We start from the raw sequence: 19,829 nt of genomic DNA, 5'->3' as shown, positions 1-19,829 counted from the left end.
CCCGAGGGGCGAGGTCGGAGCCGGGCCGACCGATGGGTCGGACCCGCGGGTCGCTGCCACGGCGCGGGAACGGCTCCTATCGTCGGACCAACTCCGCGTTCATCCCGCTTCCGGTCCGCCGCGGCCGCCGAGCAGGAGGTTCGCCGCCAGACCGATGAAGATCACGCCGGACAGGCGGTCGAGCCATGGACCGAGGCGCGGCCGGCGTGCGAGGAGGCGCCCGATGCTGCCGGCGGCGAGCGCGATCGCGCCGAACACGATGACCGTCTGCGCCGCGAACGCCGCGCCGAGAGCGAGCATCTGCCACGCCGCGGCACCTCTTTCGGGCCGCGCGAACTGCGGGAGGAACGCAAGGAAGAACAGCGCCACTTTCGGATTCACCGCGTTCGCGATGAAGCCGCGCGCGACGTAGCGGCGCCATGGCAGCGCCGCCCCATCGCCGCGTCCGGCGGCCGCGATGCTGCCACTTCGCAGTGCCTGCACGCCGATCCAGACGAGATACAGCGCGCCGGCGAGCTTGAGTGCGAAAAACGCGTTCGGCGACGCCAGCAGCAGCGCGCTGACCCCGAGCGCCGCCCACAGCGTGTGCGTGAAGCAGCCGAGCGCGCAGCCGAGCGCGAGTCCGAAGCCGGCGGCGCGTCCGCGCGCGAGGCTCTGGCCCAGCACCATCAGGTTGTCCGGCCCCGGGGCAAGGGTGATCGCGACCGAGATCGCGAGGAAGGCGAGCAGGCTGTCGAGGGGGACCATGACGAGCGCGAGTCGGTTAGGGATTCGGATTCTGTCGGTGCGCGGCTGGGGGCGTCAAACCGTTTGCCGTGTCGGGATTCGTCGCCTGGGTGCATGAAAGCAGCGCATATCGTCGGCAAGGCCGCCCGAACGGTGGTTCCGACTTGCCCCCTCCCGCTTACGCGCTCACACTTTGGAGGGCTTGCTTGTCCAACCCGACTAATCGCCCGCGTCGACGAGAAGCGGTCGGCACGGTGATGCGGATACCGCGCACGCGGTCGGCCCGAATCGAGGAGAAGACATGGTCTGGTTGCTCATCGTTTCGCTCCTGCCGCTCGCCGGCGCGCTCGCATACCGGCGGGCGGCGTTCCCGGTCTGGGCTGCGGTCGGCTTCCTCTGGCTTGTGCTCCTCGCTGCGGCAGGCGGGTGGCCGACGGCGGCGACGGTCACGGTGCTCGTCCTCTACGCCGCCGCGGTCGGCGTCTTCCTGATCCGGCCGCTGCGCCGCGCGCTCGTCACCGCGCGCATCTTCCGCGCGTTCCGCGGCGCGCTGCCGTCGATGTCGCAGACCGAGAAGGACGCGCTCGAAGCCGGCACCGTGTGGTGGGAGGGTGAACTCTTTGCCGGCCGCCCGGACTGGTCGAAGCTGCTTGCTTACCCGTGGCCGACGCTGACCGCCGAGGAGCGCTCCTTCCTCGACCGCGAGACCGACGAGCTGTGTCGGCTCAGCGACGACTGGGCCGCGACGCAGCGCCAGGACCTGTCGCCGGAAGTCTGGCAGTACATCAAGGACCGCGGCTTTCTCGGCATGATCATTCCGAAGGAGTACGGCGGCAAAGGCTTCTCGGCGTTCGCGCATTCGCAGGTGATCACGAAGCTGTCGACGCGCTCGTCGGCGCCGGCGGTGACGGTGATGGTGCCGAACTCGCTCGGGCCGGCCGAGCTGCTGCTGCATTACGGCACGCCGGAGCAGAAGTCTCACTACCTGCCGCGGCTCGCGGCGGGGCTCGAGATTCCGGCGTTCGCGCTGACGAGCCCCTGGGCGGGCTCGGACGCGGCGTCGATTCCCGATGTCGGCGTCGTCTGCAAGGGCGCGTGGCAGGGCGAAGAAGTGCTCGGCGTGCGCGTGAGCTTCGACAAGCGCTACATCACGCTCGCGCCGGTGTGCACCGTGTTCGGTCTCGCGTTCCGGCTGTACGACCCGGACGGCTTGCTCGGCAGCGAGCCGGATCTCGGCATCACCTGCGCGCTGGTGCCGGCCGACCATCCCGGCGTCGACATCGGCCGGCGGCATCTCCCGCTCAACGCGATCTGGATGAACGGGCCGGTGCGCGGGCGCGACGTGTTCATGCCGCTCGACTTCATCATCGGTGGGCCCGAAATGGCCGGGCAGGGCTGGCGGATGCTGATGGAGTGCCTCGCGGCCGGGCGCTCGATCTCGCTGCCGTCGTCGAACGCCGGGATGCAGAAGCTCACCGCGCGCGCGGTCGGCGCCTACGCGCGCGTGCGCCACCAGTTCAAGACCGCGATCGGCCGCTTCGAGGGGGTCGAGGAAGCGCTGACGCGGATCGGCGCGAACACCTACCTGTCGGAAGCGGCGCGGGTGATGACCGCGGGCGCGGTCGACCTCGGCGAGAAGCCGGCGGTCGTCTCGGCGATCGTCAAGTACCACGTCACCGAGCGCGCGCGCCAGACCGTCAACGACGGCATGGACGTCGTCGGTGGCAAGGGCATCTGCCTCGGACCGCAGAACTTCCTCGGCCGCGCCTACCAGCAGATCCCGATCGGCATTACCGTCGAGGGCGCGAACATCCTGACGCGCAGCCTGATCCTGTTCGGCCAGGGCGCGATCCGCTGTCACCCGTTCGTGCTCGACGAGATGAACGCGGCGCGCGGCAACGAGCTGGCGGCGTTCGACCGCGCGTTCTGGGGGCACATCGGCTACACGGTGTCGAACGCGGTGCGCGCGTTCGTGATGGGACTGACCGGGTCGCATTTCGTCACGGTGCCGGAGAACATCGCCTCCGAAACGCGCCGCTACTACCAGCAGCTCACGCGCTTCTCAGCGGCGTTCGCGTTCCTCGCCGACATTTCGATGGGCACGATGGGCGGCGCGCTGAAGCGCAAGGAGAAGCTCTCCGCGCGGCTCGGCGACATCCTGTCGCTGATGTATCTCGCGTCCGCGACGCTGAAGCGCTTCGAGGCCGAAGGGCGGCAGGCGGCCGACGCGCCGCTGATGCACTGGGCGATCTGGGACTGCATGTTCCGCGCGCAGAACGCGTTCGAAGGCGTGATCGCGAACTTCCCGAATCGCATCGCTGCGGCGCTGCTGCGCCGGCTCGTCGTGTTCCCGCTCGGCCGACCCTACGTCGTGCCGTCGGACGCGCTCGGCCACGAGGTCGCGAAGCTGCTGATCGCGCCGTCGCCGACGCGCGACCGGCTGACGGCCGACGTGCATTTGCCGACGAACCTCGACGAGCCGCTCGGCGCGCTCGAAGCGGCGCTCGCGGCGACGATCCAGGCCGAGCCGGTCGAGGCGAAGCTGAAGGCCGCGCAGAAGGACGGCCGCTTCGACCCGGGGCTGCTCACCGGCGGCGTCGACGCGATCTGGCGCCGCGCGCACGAGGCCGGCGTCATCGACGACGCCGAGCTCGCGCTGGTCGAGCGGCGCAACGCGCTGCGCGACAAGGTGATCCGCGTCGACGATTTCCCGTACGACTTCGGCCTGCGCGAAGCGCTCGCCAGCGTCGCCCCGAACGAGTCGCGGCCCGTCACGGTGGTCGCGTGAGGAGCAGCCAAGGCATGGCTTCCGGCGTCTATATCGTCGACGGCGCGCGCACGCCGTTCCTGAAGGCGCGCAATGCGCCCGGACCGTTCGCGGCGTCCGACCTCGCGACCGCGGCCGGCATCGCGCTGCTCGGGCGGCAGGACTTCGCGCCCGACGAGCTCGACGAAGTGATCCTCGGCTGCGCGAGCCCGTCGCCGGACGAGGTCAACATCGGCCGCGTCGTCGCGCTGCGAATGGGCTGCGGCGACAAGGTGCCGGGCTGGACGGTGATGCGGAACTGCGCGTCCGGGATGCAGGCGCTCGATTCGGCGATCGCGAACATCCGCCTCGGGCGCTCCGGGCTCGTGCTCGCCGGCGGCGTCGATGCGCTGTCGCGTGCGCCGCTGCTGTTTTCGGACGCGATGGTGCGCTGGCTGTCGGGCTGGTACGCCGCGAAGTCGATCGGGCAGAAAGCCGCGCTGGTGGGGCGCTTCCGGCCCGGCTACCTCGCGCCGGTGATCGGCATCATGAAGGGACTCACCGACCCGGTCGTCGGCCAGCTGATGGGCCAGACCGCCGAGAACCTCGCGTACCGCTTCGGCATTTCGCGCGCCGAGATGGACGAATACGCGGTGCGCAGCCACCGCCGGGTCGCCGCCGCGCAGGACGCGGGCCGGCTCGACGAGATCGTGCCGCTGATCGGCCGCGACGGCACGGTCTACGAGCACGACGATGGCGTGCGCCGCGACTCGTCGATCGAGGGCCTCGCGAAGCTGAAGCCGTTCTTCGACCGCAAGTACGGCCGCGTCACCGCGGGGAACAGCTCGCAGGTGACCGACGGCGCGGCGTGGCTGATTCTCGCTTCCGAGGAGGTCGTGCAACAGCGAGGGCTCGCGCCGCTCGCCCGCATCGTCGACAGCGAATGGGCCGCGCTCGACCCGGCGCAGATGGGGCTCGGCCCGGTCCATGCGGCGACCCCGCTGCTCGCGCGGCACGGGTTCGGCCTCAACGACGTCGACGCGTGGGAGATCAACGAGGCCTTCGCGGCGCAGGTCATCGCGTGCCTGCGCGCGTGGGAGGACGCCGATTACTGCCGCGACGAGCTCGGCCTCGCCGCGCCGCTCGGCCGGCTCGACGAGGACCGGCTCAACACCGACGGCGGCGCGATCGCGCTCGGCCATCCGGTCGGCGCGAGCGGCGCGCGCATCGTGCTCCATCTCGCGCAACGCGTGCGGCGCGACGGGCTGGCGCGCGGCCTCGCGAGCATCTGCATCGGCGGCGGCCAGGGCGGCGCGATGCTCGTGGAGGCCGCGTGATGGCCGCGGATTTCCAGCATCTCACCCTCGTCCGCAGCGATGCGGATGGCGTCGCGTGGTTGATCCTCGACCGCCTCGACGCCTCGACGAACACGCTATCGCGCGACGTCGTCGACGAGCTCGCAGCCGCGTTCGATGTGCTTGAGAAAGCGCCGCCGCAAGGCCTCGTGATCGCGTCGGCAAAACCCGCCGGCTTCATCGCCGGCGCCGACATCGAGGAGTTCACGCGCATCGACTCGGCGGAGGCCGCACGCAAGCTCGTCGGGCGCGGCTGGGAGCTTTTCAACTGGCTCGCGCGGCTGCCGTTCCCGACGCTTGCGCTGATTCGCGGCCACTGCATCGGCGGCGGGCTGGAACTCGCGCTCGCGTGCCGCTACCGCGTCGTCGTCGACGAGCCGGCAACGAAGCTCGCGCTGCCCGAAGTGATGCTCGGCATCGTCCCCGCGTGGGGCGGGATGAAGCGCCTGCCGGAGACGATCGGCGCGCCGGCCGCGCTCGACCTGATGCTGACCGGCAGGAGTGTCGATGCGCGCCGCGCGAAGCAGCTCGGCCTCGCCGACGAATGCGTGCCGCTGCGCGTCGCCGAGAACGCCGCGCGGATGCTGGTGAAGTCCGGCCAGTCGCGCCACAAGCCGCCACTCGCGCTGCGGCCGCTGAACGGTCCGCTGAAGGGGCTCGTCGCCGCCCGCGCGCGCAAGCAGGTCGCCGCGAAGGCGCCGCGCGAACATTACCCGGCGCCGTACGCGATCCTCGACATCTGGGAGAAGTTCGGCGGCAACGCGCTCGCGGTCCCCGCGGACCATCCGGCGTCGCTCGAATCGATCTTCCGCTTGCCGAACGCACAGAACCTGATCCGCGTGTTCTTCCTGCAGGAGCGCCTGAAGGGCTTCGGCAAGCCGGCTGGCGAGGCCTCCGACTTCGCGCCGCGCCACGTGCATGTCGTCGGCGCCGGCGTGATGGGCGGCGACATCGCGGCGCTGTGCGCCTGGACCGGGATGACGGTGACGCTGCAGGACCGCGACATCGTCCGCATTGCGCCGGCGGTGGCGCGCGCGGCACAGTTCTTCGAGCGCAAGGCGCGCGGCGACAAGGCGGCGAAGGCGCGGCAGGTGCGCTTCGCGCTCGACCGGCTGATTCCCGACCCGCACGGCCACGGCCTCGCGCGCGCCGACGTCGTCATCGAGGCGATCTTCGAGGATCTCGAGGCGAAGCGCGCGCTGTTCGCCGACGTCGAGCGGGGCGCGAAGCCCGACGCGGTGCTGGCGACCAACACGTCGAGCCTGCGCATCGAGGACATCGCGACTGCGCTGTCGACCCCCGCGCGCCTCGTCGGCATCCATTTCTTCAACCCGGTCGCGAAGATGCCGCTCGTCGAGGTCGTCGCCGGCGCGGAGTCCGACGAGCGCCTGCTCGGCCGCGCCGCGGTGTTCGTGCGCCGGCTCGACAAGCTGCCGCTGCCGGTGAAGAGCGCGCCCGGCTTCCTCGTGAATGCGGTGCTCGCGCCCTACATGCTCGAAGCGCTGCGCGCGGTCGAGGAAGGGATCGCGCCGGAAACCGTCGACGCCGCGCTCGTCGCGTTCGGGATGCCGATCGGGCCGGTCGAGCTCGTCGATACCGTCGGCCTCGACATCGCGCTCGCGGCGGGCCGCGCGCTCGCGGGCCAGGGCGCCGAACCGCCGCCACGGCTCGCCGCGCTCGTCGCCGGCGGCGATCTCGGCAAGAAGACCGGGCAGGGCTACTACCCGTGGGTCGACGGCAAGGCGCAGAAAGGCGCGGTCGGCGACATTCCCAACGGACTCGCGGACCGTATCGTCGCGCCGCTGCTCGCGGCCGCGCGGCGCTGCGTCGATGACGGAGTCGTCGCCGATGCGGACCTCGCCGATGCGGGCGTGATCTTCGGCACCGGCTTCGCGCCCTTTACCGGAGGGCCGCTGCATTACGTCGCGTCACAGCACGAAACGTCCGTCGTGGCAGCGCCCGCTGTAGGGGATGCTATCGTTCATGCCCGATGAAAGTCTGGAACGACAAGAGAATGGCTGAAAACCCCGAATTTCCGGTGAAACTCCCCGACAACCGGCAGCCGGCGCTGCGCGTGATGCCGATGCCAGCGGACCTCAACCCGTCCGGCGACGTGTTCGGCGGCTGGATCATGTCGATGGTCGATATCGCCGGCGGCATCCCCGCCCACCGACGCACACGCGGACGCATCGCGACGGTTGCCGTCAACGCCTTCACGTTCAAGCAGCCGGTATCGGTCGGCGACGTCGTGAGCTTCTACGCCGAGGTCGTCTCGGTCGGCCGCACCTCGATCACCGTCGACGTCGAGGTCTACGCCGAACGCAACCCGGAAAACCCGGTCGTCGTGAAAGTGACCGAAGCGAAACTGACCTACGTCGCGCTCGACGACAACGGCCGCAAGCGGCCGATTCCCGACGCGTGACCCGCTCCGGCGCCGCAGGCCGGAATGCAGCCGAATGTTGGAAACCGAGGCACGCCCGGCATCCTGCGCCGGAAGTGCCGAAGGTCGCAAGACCCTAGCGAGGAGACGACAAGTATGCGTAGAACGATGATTGCGCGAATGATTCCGGCAGCGCTGCTGACGATCGGAGCGGGGGGCGCATCGGCGTCCGGCTTCCAGTTGCTCGAACAGAACGCGAGCGGCCTCGGTAACGCGTACGCCGGCTCGGCGGCGGTTGCCGAGAACGCGAGCACGATCTTCTTCAACCCCGCCGGGATGACGCAGCTGCAGGCGCGCGAAGTGTCGTTCGGCGTCGCGGCGGTGCGGCCGAGTTTCGATTTCAAGAACCGCGGCTCCCAAGCGGGCGCGCTCACCGGCGACGGCAAGGACGCCGGCGGCTGGTCGGCGATCCCGAACGCCTACCTGTCGTGGGCGCTGAACAAGGACCTGTACCTCGGCGTCGGCCTCGGCGCGCCGTTCGGGCTGATCACCGACTACGACGAGTCGTGGGTCGGCGCCGCGCAGTCGATTAAGTTCGAGATCAAGACCTACAACATCAACCCGTCGATCGCGTACCGGGTCAACGACAAGTGGTCGATCGGCGCCGGCGTGAGCTGGCAGCGGATGGAGGCGGAGTACGAGCGTGCCGTGGGCATTTTCGGGCCGCCCCTCCCGTTCTCGTCATCGATGGCGAAACTGGACGTCGACGGGGATGCGTGGGGCTGGAATATCGGCGCACTGTTCACGCCGTCGCCGAACATGAAGGTCGGCGTGTCGTACCGATCCAAGGTTGATCACGAACTCGACGGTAAGGTCAAGGTGAGCGGGCCCAGCGCGGCGCTCAATGCCGGCGGGACGAGCAAGGCGCAGGTCGACGTCGAACTGCCCGACACCTTCGTCGTCAGCGTCGCGCAGAAGCTCGACGACCGCTGGGAGATGCTCGGTGATCTGTCCTGGACGGGCTGGAGCAGTGTCGACTTCGTGGATATTGACCGTACTTCGGGCCCGGCTGCCGGCACCACCGCGCAAACGCTCAAGGTCGAATTCAAGGACACCTGGCGCCTCGCGCTCGGCGCGAACTACCGGCTGAACGACGCGTGGAAGCTGAAGTTCGGCGTCGCGCGCGACCAGTCGCCGGTGAAGGACCGCCAGCGTCGCCTCGTCGCGCTGCCCGACCAGGATCGCACGTGGTTCACGTTCGGCGGGCAGTGGAAGACGACGAAGACCACGACGCTCGACCTCGGCGCCGCCTACCTCTATGTGCGCGACACGAAGATCGACAACAATCAGTCGAGCCTGAACCCGCTGCAAAACCGCGGCCGCGTCACCGGCAAATACGATTCGAACGTCTGGCTCCTCGGCGCGCAGTACTCGATGGCGTTCTGATCTTGCGCTCGCCGCGCGGTGCGCGGTGCGGGGTGCGCGGCGCGTCGCGGCTCGTCCCGCTATTGATGCGGGCCATCCCGGGAGGGTGCGGGCGAGGACCTGCAAGCTTGCCGGGACAGGCTCGTCGAGGCCCGATCCCGCCCGCCGACAAGCTCAGCGCGAACAGTGGTCGTCGGCTCGGCGCGAACGGTTGCGAGACCGGTTCGGGGCGAACGATTTCGACCGGTTCACCGCGAACCATTGCGGCAGGTGGCGCGAACGGTTGTTTTGATTGCCGGTTCAACACAACGATAACGGGATCGACGTCGAGCGCCGGCCGGCGGCGCGTGAATCCCGCAGGAGGAGAACCCGAATGAGCAAGCTGAACATCCGCAAGGTCGCGGTCCTCGGCGCCGGCGTTATGGGCGCGCAGATCGCCGCGCATTGCGCGAACGCCGACGTGCCGGTCGTGCTGTTCGATCTGCCGGCGAAGGATGGCAAGCCGAATGCGATGGTCGAGCGCGCGATCGCCGGCCTCGCGAAGCTCGACCCCGCGCCGCTCGCGACCAAGGACCGCGCCGCGCACATCCACGCGGCGAACTACGACGCCGATCTCGAACAGCTGCGCGACTGCGACCTCGTCATCGAGGCGATCGCCGAGAAGATCGAGTGGAAGCGCGACCTGTACGCGAAAATCGCGCCCTACCTGCGGCCGGACGCGATCGTCGCGTCGAACACCTCGGGGCTGTCGGTCGCCGCGCTCGCCGACGCGCTGCCCGAACCGCTGCGGCCGCGCTTTTGCGGCGTGCATTTCTTCAACCCGCCGCGCTACATGGCGCTGGTCGAGCTGATCGCGGCGCCGGCGACCGACCCGGCGATGCTCGACGCGCTCGAAACCTGGCTCGTGACGCGGCTCGGCAAGTCGATCGTGCGCGCGAAGGACACGCCGAACTTCGTCGCGAACCGCATCGGCGTGTTCTCGATCCTCGCGGTGATGCACCACACGGCGCGGCTCGGGCTCGGCTTCGACGAAGTCGACGCGCTGACCGGCCCGCTGATCGGCCGGCCGAAGAGCGCGACCTACCGCACCGCCGACGTCGTCGGCCTCGATACGCTCGCGCACGTCATCGATACGATGGGCGCGACGCTGCCCGACGACCCGTGGCACGGCTACTTCAGACAGCCCGACTGGCTGCAGGGGCTGATCGCTAAAGGCGCGCTCGGGCAGAAGACGCGCGCCGGCATCTACCGCAAGGAAGGCAAGCAGATCCTCGTGCTCGACCCGAAGAAGGGCGACTACCGGCCGAGCGCCGGCGACGTCGTGTCCGAAGTCGCCGCGGTGCTGCAGACGAAGAACACCGCGGAGAAGTTCGCATGGCTCGGCGCGAGCGGGCAGCCGGAGGCGCAGTTCCTGTGGGCGATCTTCCGCGACCTCTTCCATTACTGCGCGGTGCATCTCGAGGACGTCGCCGACAACGCGCGCGACCTCGATCTGGCGATGCGCTGGGGCTTCGGCTGGACGCGCGGCCCGTTCGAAACCTGGCAGGCGGCCGGCTGGGCCGACGTCGCGAAGGCGATCCAGATGGACATCGACGCCGGCCGCGCGATGTCGAAAGCGCCGCTGCCGGCGTGGGTGTTCCTGCGCGGCGCGGTGCATGAGGCGGGCGGCTCGTATTCGGTCGCCGAGAACACGCTGAAGCCGCGTTCGGCGCTGTCGGTCTACCGGCGTCAGCTCTATCCCGATGCGCTGCTCGGCGAAGCGCCGGCCGACCGCGGCGAGACGCTGTGGGAGAACGGCGGCGAGAACGGCGGCGGGGACGGCGTGCGGCTGTGGACGCGGCCCGACGTCGATCCGCGCATCGGCATCCTGTCGTTCAAGGCCAAGCTGCACGCAATCGGCGACGAAGTCATCGACGGCATGGGTGAGGCGATCGCGCGCGCCGAGCGCGACCTCGACGGCCTCGTGCTGTGGCACGAAGCGCCGTTCGCGGTCGGCGCGAACCTGCAGCAGGTCGCCGAAGCGTGCAAGGCCGGGCAGTTCGCGCTGCTCGACGGCAAGGTCGCGAAGTTCCAGCAGGTGTCGATGGCGATCCGCCACGCACAGGTGCCGGTCGTCGCCGCGGTGCAGGGGCTGGCGCTCGGCGGCGGCTGCGAATTCGCGATGCACGCCGCGCATCGCGTGATGGCGCTCGAGAGCTACGTCGGCCTCGTCGAAGCCGGCGTCGGCCTGATCCCCGCCGGCGGCGGCAGCAAGGCGTTCGCGCTGCAGGCGCACCGCCTCGCGCAGCGCGCGGCCGGGCACGACGTGTTCCCGTTCATCCAGCAGGGCTTTCAGACGATCGCGATGGCGACCGTCGCGAAGAGCGCGCTCGAAGCGGTCCAGCTCGGCTTCGCGCAGCCATCCGACGACGTCGTGTTCCATGCGCACGAGATCCTCTACGTCGCGCTCCGTCGCGCCCGGGCGATCGCCGAAGCCGGCTGGCGCCCGCCGCTCGTCGAGCGCGCGGTGACGGTCGCCGGGCGCAACGGCATCGCGACCTGCGAGCTGATGCTCGTGAACATGGCCGAAGGCGGTTTCATCTCCGAGCACGATTACAAGGTCGCGAAGGCTGCCGCGACCGCGCTGTGCGGTGGCGAAGTTGAAACGAACACCCGGGTGCCGGAACAGTGGATCCTCGACGTCGAGCGCGCGCTCTTCGTCGAGCTGCTGAAGACCGACAAGACGCAGCAGCGCATCGCGCACCTGCTCGAAACCGGCAAGCCGCTGCGCAATTGAGGTGACGAACCGTAGGGCGGAAAACCGAAGTGCATCCCGCCACATGGCGGCCGCCGCGCGCAGCCATGTGGCGGATAACGCCTGCAGCTCATCCGCCCTACGCTTTCGCGCCAGGCCCGGCTTGATACGACCGGGGACTCTGGAACGACGAAGCAGCCGCAGGTCGGGTGAGCGACGCGATGCCCGACATCGGGGCGCGCAGAACAACGAGGAGACTTGAAATGACGAGACAGATCCAGGACGCCTATATCGTCGCGGCGACGCGCGCGCCGGTCGGCAAGCGCAACGGCATGTTCGGGCAGGTGAGACCGGACGATCTGCTCGCGCACGTGCTGTCGGCGGTCGTCGCGAAAGTGCCGGGACTCGACCACGGCGAGATCGCGGACGTGATCGTCGGCTGCGCGATGCCGGAAGCCGAGCAGGGGATGAACGTCGCGCGCATCGGGCTGCTGCTGGCCGGGCTGCCGGACTCCGTGCCGGGGATCACCATCAACCGTTTCTGCGCGTCCGGGCTGCAGGCAGTCGCGGATGCCGCGGCGCGGATCCGGCTCGGCGAAGCCGACGTCGTGATCGCGGCCGGCACCGAGTCGATGAGCGTGATGCCGCAGATCATGGGAAACAAGGTCAGCCTGAACCCGGCGATCTTCGCCGACCGCGACAAGGTCGGCATCGCGTTCGGCATGGGCCTGACCGCCGAGAAGGTCGCGCAGCAGTGGAAGGTGAGCCGCGAGGACCAGGACGCGTTCGCGCTCGCTTCGAACCAGCGCGCGAGCGCGGCGATCGCCGCCGGCCATTTCCGCGCCGAGATCACGCCCTACACGGTGCGCACGCATCTGCCCGGCGACGGCGGCACGGTCCGCGTCGTCGAGCGCGTCTGCGACACCGACGAAGGGCCGCGGCGCGACGCGACGCTCGAAGCGCTCGCGAAGCTCAAACCCGTGTTCGCCGCGCGCGGCACGGTAACGGCTGGCAACAGCTCGCAGATGTCCGACGGCGCCGGCGCGGTGCTGCTGATGAGCGAGGCGGCGGTGAAGCGCTCGGGTGCGACGCCGCTTGCGCGCTTCGTCAGCTACTCGGTCGCCGGCGTGCCGCCGCAGTTGATGGGCATCGGCCCGATCGAGGCGATTCCGCGTGCGCTGAAGGCGGGCGGCGTCGCGCTCGGCGACGTCGGCTGGATCGAGTTGAACGAGGCGTTCGCCGCGCAGGCGCTCGCGGTGATGCGCGAGCTCGGGCTCGATCCGGCGAAGGTCAATCCGTTCGGCGGCGCGATCGCGCTCGGCCATCCGCTGGGCGCGACCGGCGCGATCCGGACGGCGACGATCGTCAGCGCGATGCAGCGCGATCCGCGCTTGCGCTACGCGATGGTGACGATGTGCGTCGGTACCGGCATGGGCGCGGCCGGGCTGTTCGAGCGGGTGTAAGCTCTCGGCTCCGTTTTTTGCTTACCCCGTCCGCATCGCCCACTGATCCGCGTTCGCGCTCTCGCGCGGCCGCCCCACCGGAGACCCGCCCCGATGGCCAACACCGTACTGCTCGAAGTCTCGAACGGCGTCGCGACCGTGACGCTGAACCGCCCGGCGCAGCTCAATGCGTTCTCGATCGAGATGATGGAAGACCTGCTCGAGACCGTGCGTGCCTTGCGCGAGCGCGACGGGGTCGAAATCGTCGTCCTCACCGGCGCCGGCGAGCATTTCATGGCCGGCGGCGATCTGAAGGATTTCGCGACGCAGTTCCACCTCACGCCGCAGGCGCGGCTCGTGACCTTCCGCGCGCTGATCGAGGAGCGCGTCAATGCTTCGGTGGAGATCCTGCAGTCGCTGCCGCAGCCGGTCGTCGCCAAAGTGCGCGGTGCGTGCGCGGGCTTCGGGCTGTCGCTGATGCTCGGTTGCGACCTCGCGCTCGCGGCGGACAACGCGAAGTTCACGACCGCGTATTCGTCGATCGGCCTGCCCGCCGACGGCGGCATGTCGTTCTTCCTGCCGCGCGCGGTCGGCCACCGCAAGGCGATGGAGCTGCTGCTGCTCGCCGAGCGCTTCGACGCCGCCGAGGCGCTGCGGCTCGGGCTCATCAACCGCGTGCTGCCCGCCGGTGAGCTCGACGCCGAGACCGACCGGCTCGTCGCGCGCCTGCAGGCCGGGCCGCGCCACGCGTACGGTGAAATCAAGCGGCTGCTCGCGTCGTCGTTCGACGTCCGCATCGAGTCGCAGCTGCAGAGCGAGGCCGAAGCGTTCGCGCGCTGCAGCGCGACCGACGACTTCGTCGAGGGCATCAATGCGTTCCTCGAAAAGCGCAAGCCGGGCTTCCGCGGCGCCTGACGGAATTGCGAGCTCTTCCGCGCTTGCGCCGTGACCGCGCGGCTTAGGGATACTGAACCGGCGGCGGGCGGTTTTCCGGCAGCGGAATGAACTCGGTCTCCCCGGGCACCGGCGCGAAGCGTCCGGCCTGCCAGTCGGCTTTCGCCTGCTCGATCCGTTCGCGCGAGCTCGACACGAAGTTCCACCACACGTGCCGCGGGCCGTCGAGCGGTTCGCCGCCGAGCAGCATCAGCCGCGTTGCGGTCGTCGCGGTGATGACGACGTCCGCGCCGCGGCGGAATACGAGCAGGCGGCCGGCCGGGTGGGCGACGCCGTCGATCTCGATCGAGCCGCTGACGAGATACGCCGCGCGCTCCTCGTGCTCCGTCGGCACCTGCAGGGACGCCGGTGGGATGAGGGTGACGTCGGCGTAGAACAGCGGCGAGCGCGTCGCGACCGGCGACTGTGCGCCGAATGCGCTGCCGGCGATCACGCGGATGCCGATGCCGGCTTCGTCGATGACCGGCAGCTCCTCCGCGCCATGGTGGATGAACGCCGGCTCGCTCTCCTCGTCGCGCGTCGGCAAGCCGACCCACGCCTGCAGGCCGGCGACGTGCGGACCGGCCGGCCGCAGCGCGGGCGGCGTCCGCTCGGAATGCGCGATGCCTTTGCCCGCGTGCATCCAGTTCAGCTCGCCCGCGCGGATCGGCTGCACGCTGCCGAGGCTGTCGCGGTGGAGGATTTCGCCGTCGAAGAGATAGGTCACCGTTGCGAGCCCGATGTGCGGGTGCGGCCGCACGTCGAGCCCGTCGCCGGCGCCGAGCTGCACCGGGCCCATCTGGTCGAGGAACACGAACGGCCCGACCATGCGTCGCTGCGCGGCGGGTAGCGCTCGCATCACCTTGAAGCCGCCGCCGAGGTCGCTCGCCCGCGGGACGACCGTCGTCTCGATTGCGCCCTGATCCGGCATGGCCGACTGCGTGTTCTCGCTCATCGATGCTCCCGAAAAATTCGGCTGGGGAAGTGCGGCAGAAGTCGCGCGTGGGCTCGGGGGCCGACGCGGGGCCGCAGCGCGCGCTCCTGCCATTCGTCCGGGAATCCATCGCAATAGTTCGCTGCGCGACATCGAAAATGTGCCTCCTCGCGTCGGCAAGTCGTCGCGGGCGACGCCGAAGGACAGGCCGGAACGGACGATTGCCGTCGTGCCGAGGATCGTTATCGAAGCCCAGCGCGGACGCTTACGCCGGCGATCTTCGGCGAGTTGCTGCGTGTTGCGTCGTTTGAAGGGGGGCAGCCCGTCGACTAGGCTGGCCTATCGGCGGGACGCCGATTCCAACGCTCATCGAGGAGGACGACGACATGAAGCTGCAGGTGATCTTCTACAGCATGTACGGCCATATCCATCGCATGGCCGAGGCGGTCGCCGAGGGCGCGCGCAGCGTCGCGGGCGCCGAGGTCAGCGTGTTCCGCGTGCCGGAGCTCGTGCCCGAAGAGGCGCTCGAGAAGTCTGGCGCGAAGGCGGCGCAGCAGGCGTTCGCGCACGTGCCGATCGCGAAGGTCGAACAGCTGCCGGATGCGGACGCGATCATCTTCGGCACGCCGACGCGCTTCGGCAACATGTGCGCGCAGATGCGCAACTTCCTCGACCAGACGGGTGGGCTGTGGCTGAAAGGCAGCCTGATCGGCAAGGTCGGCAGCGTGTTCACGAGCACCGCGACGCAGCACGGCGGGCAGGAGAGTACGGTGCTGTCGACGCACATCACGCTGCTGCACCAGGGCATGGTCCTCGTCGGTATGCCGTACAGCGAGGCGCGCCAGATGCAGATGGACCAGATCCTCGGCGGCTCGCCGTACGGCGCGGCGACGATCGCCGGCGGTGACGGCAGCCGCATGCCGAGCGAGCTCGAACTCGGGATGGCGAAGTTCCAGGGTCGGCACGTCGCCGAGATCGCGACCGCGCTGGTGCGCGGACGGCAGGGCTGACGGGTTTCCCGGTCGCTCCGAGAAAATGCCGGACGCCCCGGCCGGCGAGGGCCCGATCGGTGCCCCTCGCCGTCGGTGCGGTCCTCAGAGCAGCTTGCACGCCTCGTCGAAGTCGAGCCGCGGGCTGCGCGGGAAGAGCTTCGTCGGATCCCCGTAACCGAGGTTGCACAGGAAGTTCGTCTTCACGTGGCTGTCCGGGAAGTACTCCTGGTTGAACTCGTCGCCTTCGATCGTGTGTTTGGGCGCCGGGAAGAATTCGTGGTCGACCTTTGTCTGGTCGAAGCCCGACATCGGCCCGCAGTCGAGCCCGACCGCACGCGCGGCCATGATGAAGTAGGCGCCCTGCAAGGAGCTGTTGCGCTTCGCGGTCATTTCGGCGAGTTCCGGCGTGTCGACGAACCACGAGCGTGCGTCGGCGTGGGGGAAGAGCTTCGGCAGCAGTTCGTAGAACTTCCCGTCGTAGCCGATGATCGCGGTCACCGGCGCATGCAGCGTCTTCTCGACGTTGCCCGGGGCGAGGGCCGGGATGAGGCGATTCTTCGCCTCCGGCGTGCGCAGGAACAGGATGCGCGCCGGGCAGCAGTTCGCGCTCGTCGGGCCCCATTTCATCAGGTCGTACAGCTCGAACAGCGTCTCGTCGCTGACCGGCCTGTCGAGCCACACGTTATGCGTGCGTGCTTCGCGGAACAGCAGGTTGCGTCCTTCTTCGTCCAGTGCGCGGCTCATTGTTTTCTCCTATGGTCGGTTGTCCCGCGCGCAAGCTTCGTCCGCGCGTCGTCGCCGGCGTCCGGCGGCGCGAAGCGGACCGCGGTGCGCTCGTCCTCCGGCCGGCGTTCGTCGCCGGCCTTGAGATGATCATAGACGCCGCCTGCGCTGTGAAACACCCGCCTCTCGGCCGGGCGCGGCGCAGGGGCTTTGCGCCGACGATCACCTCGACGCGTCGAACCATTTCATCTCCCAGCGTCCCGACAATTCGTCGTGGCGCAGCACATACACGGTGCCGTCGTAAGCCTGGACCTTGAAGTAGCGGTATTGCGGATCCAGCCAGTGGTCCGCGACGAGCATCACCTCGATGCGACGCGCGGCGAAGTGGAACACCCGCGGTTCCTGCTCGCCGCGATGTCCCGCATGGCACTCGACCCGGAGCGACATCGCCTGTCCCCGTCCCGCGCGGCCGAAGGCCTTTCCGCAAGCCGCCGCGTCACAGCATTTCAGGATGCCCGGCGCGTACGGCGAACGTTGTCCGAAGGCGGCGTCGGTGCCGCTCCGGTCGGAACGCGCGTGCCGGCGCACCCGGCGTCTCGGCCGGCGGTGGCGAAGCCGACCTCCACCTGATCATAGACGTCGTCGCCGCGTGCGCCGGCAGCCGGCGGCCTCGGGGTCGTCGCTCAGCGCGTCAGCCGCGCGGCTAGCAGTCCGAGCCACTCGTGCACCGCGTACCAGCCGGCATAGGCCGACGAGGCGCTCGGCAGCGCGGTCAGCACTTGATCGCTGGTGTCGAGCGTGCCGAGCCAAGCGGTGGGCGCCGCGACGACGTCGAAGCCCTGCGCCTCGAATTCGGCGCGCGTGCGCGGCATATGCGCCGCGTGCGTGACGAGCAGGATTCGCCGCACGCCCGCGGCCTTCAGCATCGGCGCGGAGAATTCGGCGTTCTGCCGCGTGTCGAGCGAAGCGGTCTCGGCCCAGCGCACCGGCACGCCGAAGTCGGTCTCGAGCGTGTGCTTCATCAGCTCGGCCTCGGGCAGTTGCCCGGTCGGTGCGCCGCCGCTGACGAGCACCGGTAGCCCGGTGTCGCGCGCGAGCCGCGCGCCGTAGCGCAGGCGTTCGAGCGCGAGCCGGTTCACCGTCTCACCGCCGAACTCGGGCGCGAAGCGACGCTTGCCGGCGCCGACGATGACGATGGCGTCGGCGCCGCGGGCCGCGGTCGCGGCGAGCGGCGGATCGGTTTCGAGTCCGGCGAGCATCCAGCCGACGCTCGCCGGCCACACGAGGAACAGCGCCGCCGCGAGCCCGATCCACGCGAGCGCGAGTCCCGCGCGCCGCCGCCGCGATGCGAGGACAAGGCCGAGCGCGATCAGCAGCAGCGGCGCAAGCGGCGGCTGCACGAGTGCGGAGACGAGCTTTTTCAGCCAGAACAGCAGCGGCGCGAGATCGGGCGGCATCGGCGTTTGTCGCGGCGTTTGTCGCATGAAGAGGGGGCCAGTATTATCCGCGACATTCCAATCGCCGCGGCTTTTCGCGCCGCCCGTTTCCCCGTCATGTCCGACCCTTGCGATGGCATCGAAGCGCCGTGCCGGCCCGCCGGCTGGCAATCCGAGCGTGTGACCGGCGCGCGCGCGCTGCCGATCTCGCTTGCGACGTCGCACGGGTTCGCTTTGCCCGGCGGCCCGGAGGAGCGCTCCGGCGTGCTGCGGGCGACCGGGCGCCCGATGAACGGGCGGAGCGCGCGGGCTCTCGCGATCCAGCTGGCGTCGATGACGAAGCAGTCCTGCGGGGAAGGGCCGCGCGCCGGGCTGCGGTGGCCGATCGGCACCGGGATGCTCGGCGACCGCGTCCGGCACCCGGACCGGGCGTTGACGATCGTGACGGGCTGACCGATGGGCGTGCGTGAAATCCTGTGGCTGGCGATCGCGCTGCTGGCGGTCTACGTCGCGGTGCAGCTGTACCGCGTGCTGAAGATGGGCGCCGCGGAACCGGCGAAGCCGCCAGCGCCGACGAAAGCGGCAGGCAGGGCGGGACGATCGGCGCGCGCCGGGGCAGCGGCGCACGCGGAAGCCGACGAGGCTGCGGCCGCGTCGTCTGCGTTCGCGCCTGTCGCGGATCAGACGTCGGGCGACGGCTTCCAGCTCGAACTCGAAACCCAGCAATTGCGCCGCGACGTCGCCCAGCTGCGCGCGGAGCTCGGCGAACAGCGCAAGGAAATCGCCGAACTCGCCGCGCGCCTGCGCTCGCATCAGGAACAGGTCGAGACGGGTGCGGGGTTGAAGCGCGCGTCGCCGGAGTACGACGAGGCGCTCGTGTTCGCGCGGCGCGGCCTCGACGTCGAAACGATCGCCGCGCGCTGCGGCATCACGGTTGCCGAAGCGGCGCTGGTGCGCGCGCTTGCGCAGCGCGACGCGGGTGACGCAGGAGAGCGGCGATGACTGGCGCGAATCGGGTGTCGAGCCTCTATGCGAGCGTTGCCGAGGTCGGCGAGGACGCGGATGCCGATGCGCTTCGTCCCGCGCCCGCTGCCCCGCAGCCGTCCGCCGACGCGGGTGGCTCGCAGGATGGGGCAGCGGCGCCGAGCGCGCGTCGCGGCAAGGGATCGGAGCAGGAGCTTCTCCCCGGGACGAAGCTGTGGGCGCGCACCGTGACGACAGCGCACGCGGCATCGCGCAAGGTGCTGCTGCGCCGCGCGGCGCTCGCCGGTGCCGCGATCGTGTTGCTCGGTCTCGGGCTGATCGTCAGCGAAGAGAATTCGCCCGCGCCGGCCGCAGCGCTCGTGCCGGGGACGAGCATTGCAGAGGTCGCGGCGGAATCCAGCGCCGCGGACGAGTCGACCGCAACGGCGAGCGCCCCTGCGGCCGTGGCGAGTGCTTCAGTCGACGGCGGAGCGGACGGCCCGCCATCGGTAGCGGTCGCGCCCGAACCGGAGGGGGAGGCGGCCTCGAATGACCTCGCGGCGCAGCCGGAACCTGGGCAAGCCGATGCTCCGCGAACCTCGAACCTGCCCGGCGCTGTGCCCGAGGGCGTGCTCCAAGCCGTTACGCCGCAGGCCGCCGCATCGCCCGCCGCAATCTCACAAAGTGAATCCCCGCGGGTCGGGATCACGGCATCCGGAACAGCGCAGCCTGCGGCGGCGACCGAAGCAGCGCAAGGCGTGATAGTGCCGGCGGCGTCCACTGCGGGGCCAGCAGCTGCCGCCTCCGCTCGCGCGCTCGCGCAAGGCTACATCGTGCAGCTCGGCGTCTTCGGCGATCCGGACAACGCCGCGATCCTGAGTCGCGAACTCGCCGCCCAGGGCTATCCCGCGCACCTGCAGAGCCGCGTCGTGCTCGGGCCGTTTCCGGACCGGCAGGCGGCGAAGGCCGCGGCGGAGCGGCTGCGCGGCGAACGCAAGCTCGAAGGCATCGTCGTGCCGCCGCGCAAGCCGTGACGGCGG

General features: G+C 70.1%; 17 protein-coding genes. 12 read left to right on the top strand and 5 right to left on the bottom strand.

What is annotated here, in order from left to right; all coding sequences use genetic code 11:
• Positions 1–99: 99 nt before the first annotated feature.
• Positions 100–747 carry a LysE family translocator gene (locus ROZ37_RS18480; RefSeq protein WP_312661560.1) on the bottom strand — a complete coding sequence of 216 codons (648 nt, stop codon included), beginning with the start codon at positions 745–747 and terminating at the stop codon, positions 100–102.
• A 280-nt stretch (positions 748–1,027) separates the two neighbouring features.
• On the opposite strand from ROZ37_RS18480, the gene ROZ37_RS18475 reads away from it, so the two are divergent.
• The 8 genes from ROZ37_RS18475 (at position 1,028) to ROZ37_RS18440 (ending at position 13,723) form a co-directional block, all read left to right on the top strand.
• Positions 1,028–3,514 (top strand): acyl-CoA dehydrogenase, encoded by a 2,487-nt coding sequence (locus tag ROZ37_RS18475; RefSeq protein WP_312661558.1) that lies wholly within the window; start codon positions 1,028–1,030, stop codon positions 3,512–3,514.
• A 14-nt stretch (positions 3,515–3,528) separates the two neighbouring features.
• Positions 3,529–4,809 (top strand): acetyl-CoA C-acetyltransferase, encoded by a 1,281-nt coding sequence (locus tag ROZ37_RS18470; protein WP_312661556.1) that lies wholly within the window; start codon positions 3,529–3,531, stop codon positions 4,807–4,809.
• A complete protein-coding gene (locus ROZ37_RS18465; RefSeq protein ID WP_312661554.1) occupies positions 4,809–6,821 on the top strand; it encodes a 3-hydroxyacyl-CoA dehydrogenase NAD-binding domain-containing protein in 2,013 nt (670 codons plus the stop codon). Before ROZ37_RS18470 ends, ROZ37_RS18465 begins: the two co-directional genes overlap by 1 nt.
• A gap of 20 nt (positions 6,822–6,841) precedes the next feature.
• Positions 6,842–7,249: an acyl-CoA thioesterase gene (locus ROZ37_RS18460; protein WP_312661552.1), complete on the top strand. Its 408-nt coding sequence runs from the start codon at positions 6,842–6,844 to the stop codon at positions 7,247–7,249.
• A gap of 114 nt (positions 7,250–7,363) precedes the next feature.
• Positions 7,364–8,653, top strand: coding sequence for an outer membrane protein transport protein (locus tag ROZ37_RS18455; protein ID WP_312661550.1), 1,290 nt, complete (start codon positions 7,364–7,366; stop codon positions 8,651–8,653).
• A 352-nt stretch (positions 8,654–9,005) separates the two neighbouring features.
• Complete coding sequence (locus ROZ37_RS18450; RefSeq protein WP_312661548.1) at positions 9,006–11,408, top strand: 3-hydroxyacyl-CoA dehydrogenase/enoyl-CoA hydratase family protein; 2,403 nt, start codon at positions 9,006–9,008, stop codon at positions 11,406–11,408.
• A gap of 221 nt (positions 11,409–11,629) precedes the next feature.
• Positions 11,630–12,829, top strand: a complete 1,200-nt coding sequence (locus ROZ37_RS18445) for an acetyl-CoA C-acyltransferase (protein WP_312661546.1) — start codon at positions 11,630–11,632, stop codon at positions 12,827–12,829.
• Positions 12,830–12,922: 93 nt separating this feature from the next.
• Positions 12,923–13,723: an enoyl-CoA hydratase gene (locus ROZ37_RS18440; RefSeq protein WP_312661544.1), complete on the top strand. Its 801-nt coding sequence runs from the start codon at positions 12,923–12,925 to the stop codon at positions 13,721–13,723.
• Positions 13,724–13,766: 43 nt separating this feature from the next.
• Here ROZ37_RS18440 and ROZ37_RS18435 read toward each other — a convergent pair whose 3' ends face one another.
• Positions 13,767–14,696 carry a pirin family protein gene (locus ROZ37_RS18435; RefSeq protein ID WP_312661542.1) on the bottom strand — a complete coding sequence of 310 codons (930 nt, stop codon included), beginning with the start codon at positions 14,694–14,696 and terminating at the stop codon, positions 13,767–13,769.
• Positions 14,697–15,061: 365 nt separating this feature from the next.
• Here ROZ37_RS18435 and wrbA point away from each other — a divergent pair, with 365 nt between their 5' ends.
• Positions 15,062–15,685, top strand: coding sequence for an NAD(P)H:quinone oxidoreductase (wrbA, locus tag ROZ37_RS18430; RefSeq protein ID WP_312661541.1), 624 nt, complete (start codon positions 15,062–15,064; stop codon positions 15,683–15,685).
• A gap of 84 nt (positions 15,686–15,769) precedes the next feature.
• Here the strand turns inward: wrbA and ROZ37_RS18425 are convergent, their stop codons facing one another.
• The 3 genes from ROZ37_RS18425 to ROZ37_RS18415 all read right to left on the bottom strand — a co-directional run bounded on the left by ROZ37_RS18425 (position 15,770) and on the right by ROZ37_RS18415 (position 17,847).
• Complete coding sequence (locus ROZ37_RS18425; protein ID WP_312661539.1) at positions 15,770–16,411, bottom strand: malonic semialdehyde reductase; 642 nt, start codon at positions 16,409–16,411, stop codon at positions 15,770–15,772.
• Between the two features lie 201 nt (positions 16,412–16,612).
• On the bottom strand, positions 16,613–16,837 hold the full coding sequence (locus ROZ37_RS18420; RefSeq protein ID WP_312661537.1) for a hypothetical protein: 225 nt from the start codon (positions 16,835–16,837) through the stop codon (positions 16,613–16,615).
• Between the two features lie 236 nt (positions 16,838–17,073).
• Complete coding sequence (locus tag ROZ37_RS18415; RefSeq protein WP_312661535.1) at positions 17,074–17,847, bottom strand: YdcF family protein; 774 nt, start codon at positions 17,845–17,847, stop codon at positions 17,074–17,076.
• Between the two features lie 6 nt (positions 17,848–17,853).
• Here ROZ37_RS18415 and ROZ37_RS18410 point away from each other — a divergent pair, with 6 nt between their 5' ends.
• Genes ROZ37_RS18410 through ROZ37_RS18400 form a run of 3 tightly spaced genes read left to right on the top strand, consistent with a single transcriptional unit; the run spans position 17,854 to position 19,823 of the window.
• Positions 17,854–18,279, top strand: a complete 426-nt coding sequence (locus ROZ37_RS18410; RefSeq protein ID WP_312661533.1) for a hypothetical protein — start codon at positions 17,854–17,856, stop codon at positions 18,277–18,279.
• Positions 18,280–18,282: 3 nt separating this feature from the next.
• A complete protein-coding gene (locus ROZ37_RS18405; protein WP_312661532.1) occupies positions 18,283–18,828 on the top strand; it encodes a DUF2802 domain-containing protein in 546 nt (181 codons plus the stop codon).
• Positions 18,825–19,823, top strand: a complete 999-nt coding sequence (locus ROZ37_RS18400) for an SPOR domain-containing protein (RefSeq protein ID WP_312661531.1) — start codon at positions 18,825–18,827, stop codon at positions 19,821–19,823. Before ROZ37_RS18405 ends, ROZ37_RS18400 begins: the two co-directional genes overlap by 4 nt.
• The last annotated feature ends 6 nt before the right edge of the window (positions 19,824–19,829 follow it).

The organism is Aromatoleum sp., assembly GCF_032027225.1.
In the GTDB taxonomy this organism is placed as follows: domain Bacteria; phylum Pseudomonadota; class Gammaproteobacteria; order Burkholderiales; family Rhodocyclaceae; genus Aromatoleum.
The sequence above is the reverse complement of the archived record's forward strand: the minus strand, read 5'-3'. Positions and strand labels throughout refer to the sequence as shown.

Bases quoted from the DNA above. Each gene is read 5' to 3' on its own strand.
- ROZ37_RS18445 (WP_312661546.1), top strand. From the start codon at position 11,630: ATGACGAGACAGATCCAGGACGCCTATATCGTCGCGGCGACGCGCGCG.
- ROZ37_RS18480 (WP_312661560.1), bottom strand. From the start codon at position 747: ATGGTCCCCCTCGACAGCCTGCTCGCCTTCCTCGCGATCTCGGTCGCG.
- ROZ37_RS18415 (WP_312661535.1), bottom strand. From the start codon at position 17,847: ATGCCGCCCGATCTCGCGCCGCTGCTGTTCTGGCTGAAAAAGCTCGTC.
- ROZ37_RS18440 (WP_312661544.1), top strand. From the start codon at position 12,923: ATGGCCAACACCGTACTGCTCGAAGTCTCGAACGGCGTCGCGACCGTG.
- ROZ37_RS18435 (WP_312661542.1), bottom strand. From the start codon at position 14,696: ATGAGCGAGAACACGCAGTCGGCCATGCCGGATCAGGGCGCAATCGAG.
- ROZ37_RS18455 (WP_312661550.1), top strand. From the start codon at position 7,364: ATGCGTAGAACGATGATTGCGCGAATGATTCCGGCAGCGCTGCTGACG.
- ROZ37_RS18425 (WP_312661539.1), bottom strand. From the start codon at position 16,411: ATGAGCCGCGCACTGGACGAAGAAGGACGCAACCTGCTGTTCCGCGAA.
- ROZ37_RS18465 (WP_312661554.1), top strand. From the start codon at position 4,809: ATGGCCGCGGATTTCCAGCATCTCACCCTCGTCCGCAGCGATGCGGAT.
- ROZ37_RS18405 (WP_312661532.1), top strand. From the start codon at position 18,283: ATGGGCGTGCGTGAAATCCTGTGGCTGGCGATCGCGCTGCTGGCGGTC.
- ROZ37_RS18460 (WP_312661552.1), top strand. From the start codon at position 6,842: ATGGCTGAAAACCCCGAATTTCCGGTGAAACTCCCCGACAACCGGCAG.
- ROZ37_RS18400 (WP_312661531.1), top strand. From the start codon at position 18,825: ATGACTGGCGCGAATCGGGTGTCGAGCCTCTATGCGAGCGTTGCCGAG.
- ROZ37_RS18420 (WP_312661537.1), bottom strand. From the start codon at position 16,837: ATGTCGCTCCGGGTCGAGTGCCATGCGGGACATCGCGGCGAGCAGGAA.
- wrbA (WP_312661541.1), top strand. From the start codon at position 15,062: ATGAAGCTGCAGGTGATCTTCTACAGCATGTACGGCCATATCCATCGC.
- ROZ37_RS18470 (WP_312661556.1), top strand. From the start codon at position 3,529: ATGGCTTCCGGCGTCTATATCGTCGACGGCGCGCGCACGCCGTTCCTG.
- ROZ37_RS18450 (WP_312661548.1), top strand. From the start codon at position 9,006: ATGAGCAAGCTGAACATCCGCAAGGTCGCGGTCCTCGGCGCCGGCGTT.
- ROZ37_RS18475 (WP_312661558.1), top strand. From the start codon at position 1,028: ATGGTCTGGTTGCTCATCGTTTCGCTCCTGCCGCTCGCCGGCGCGCTC.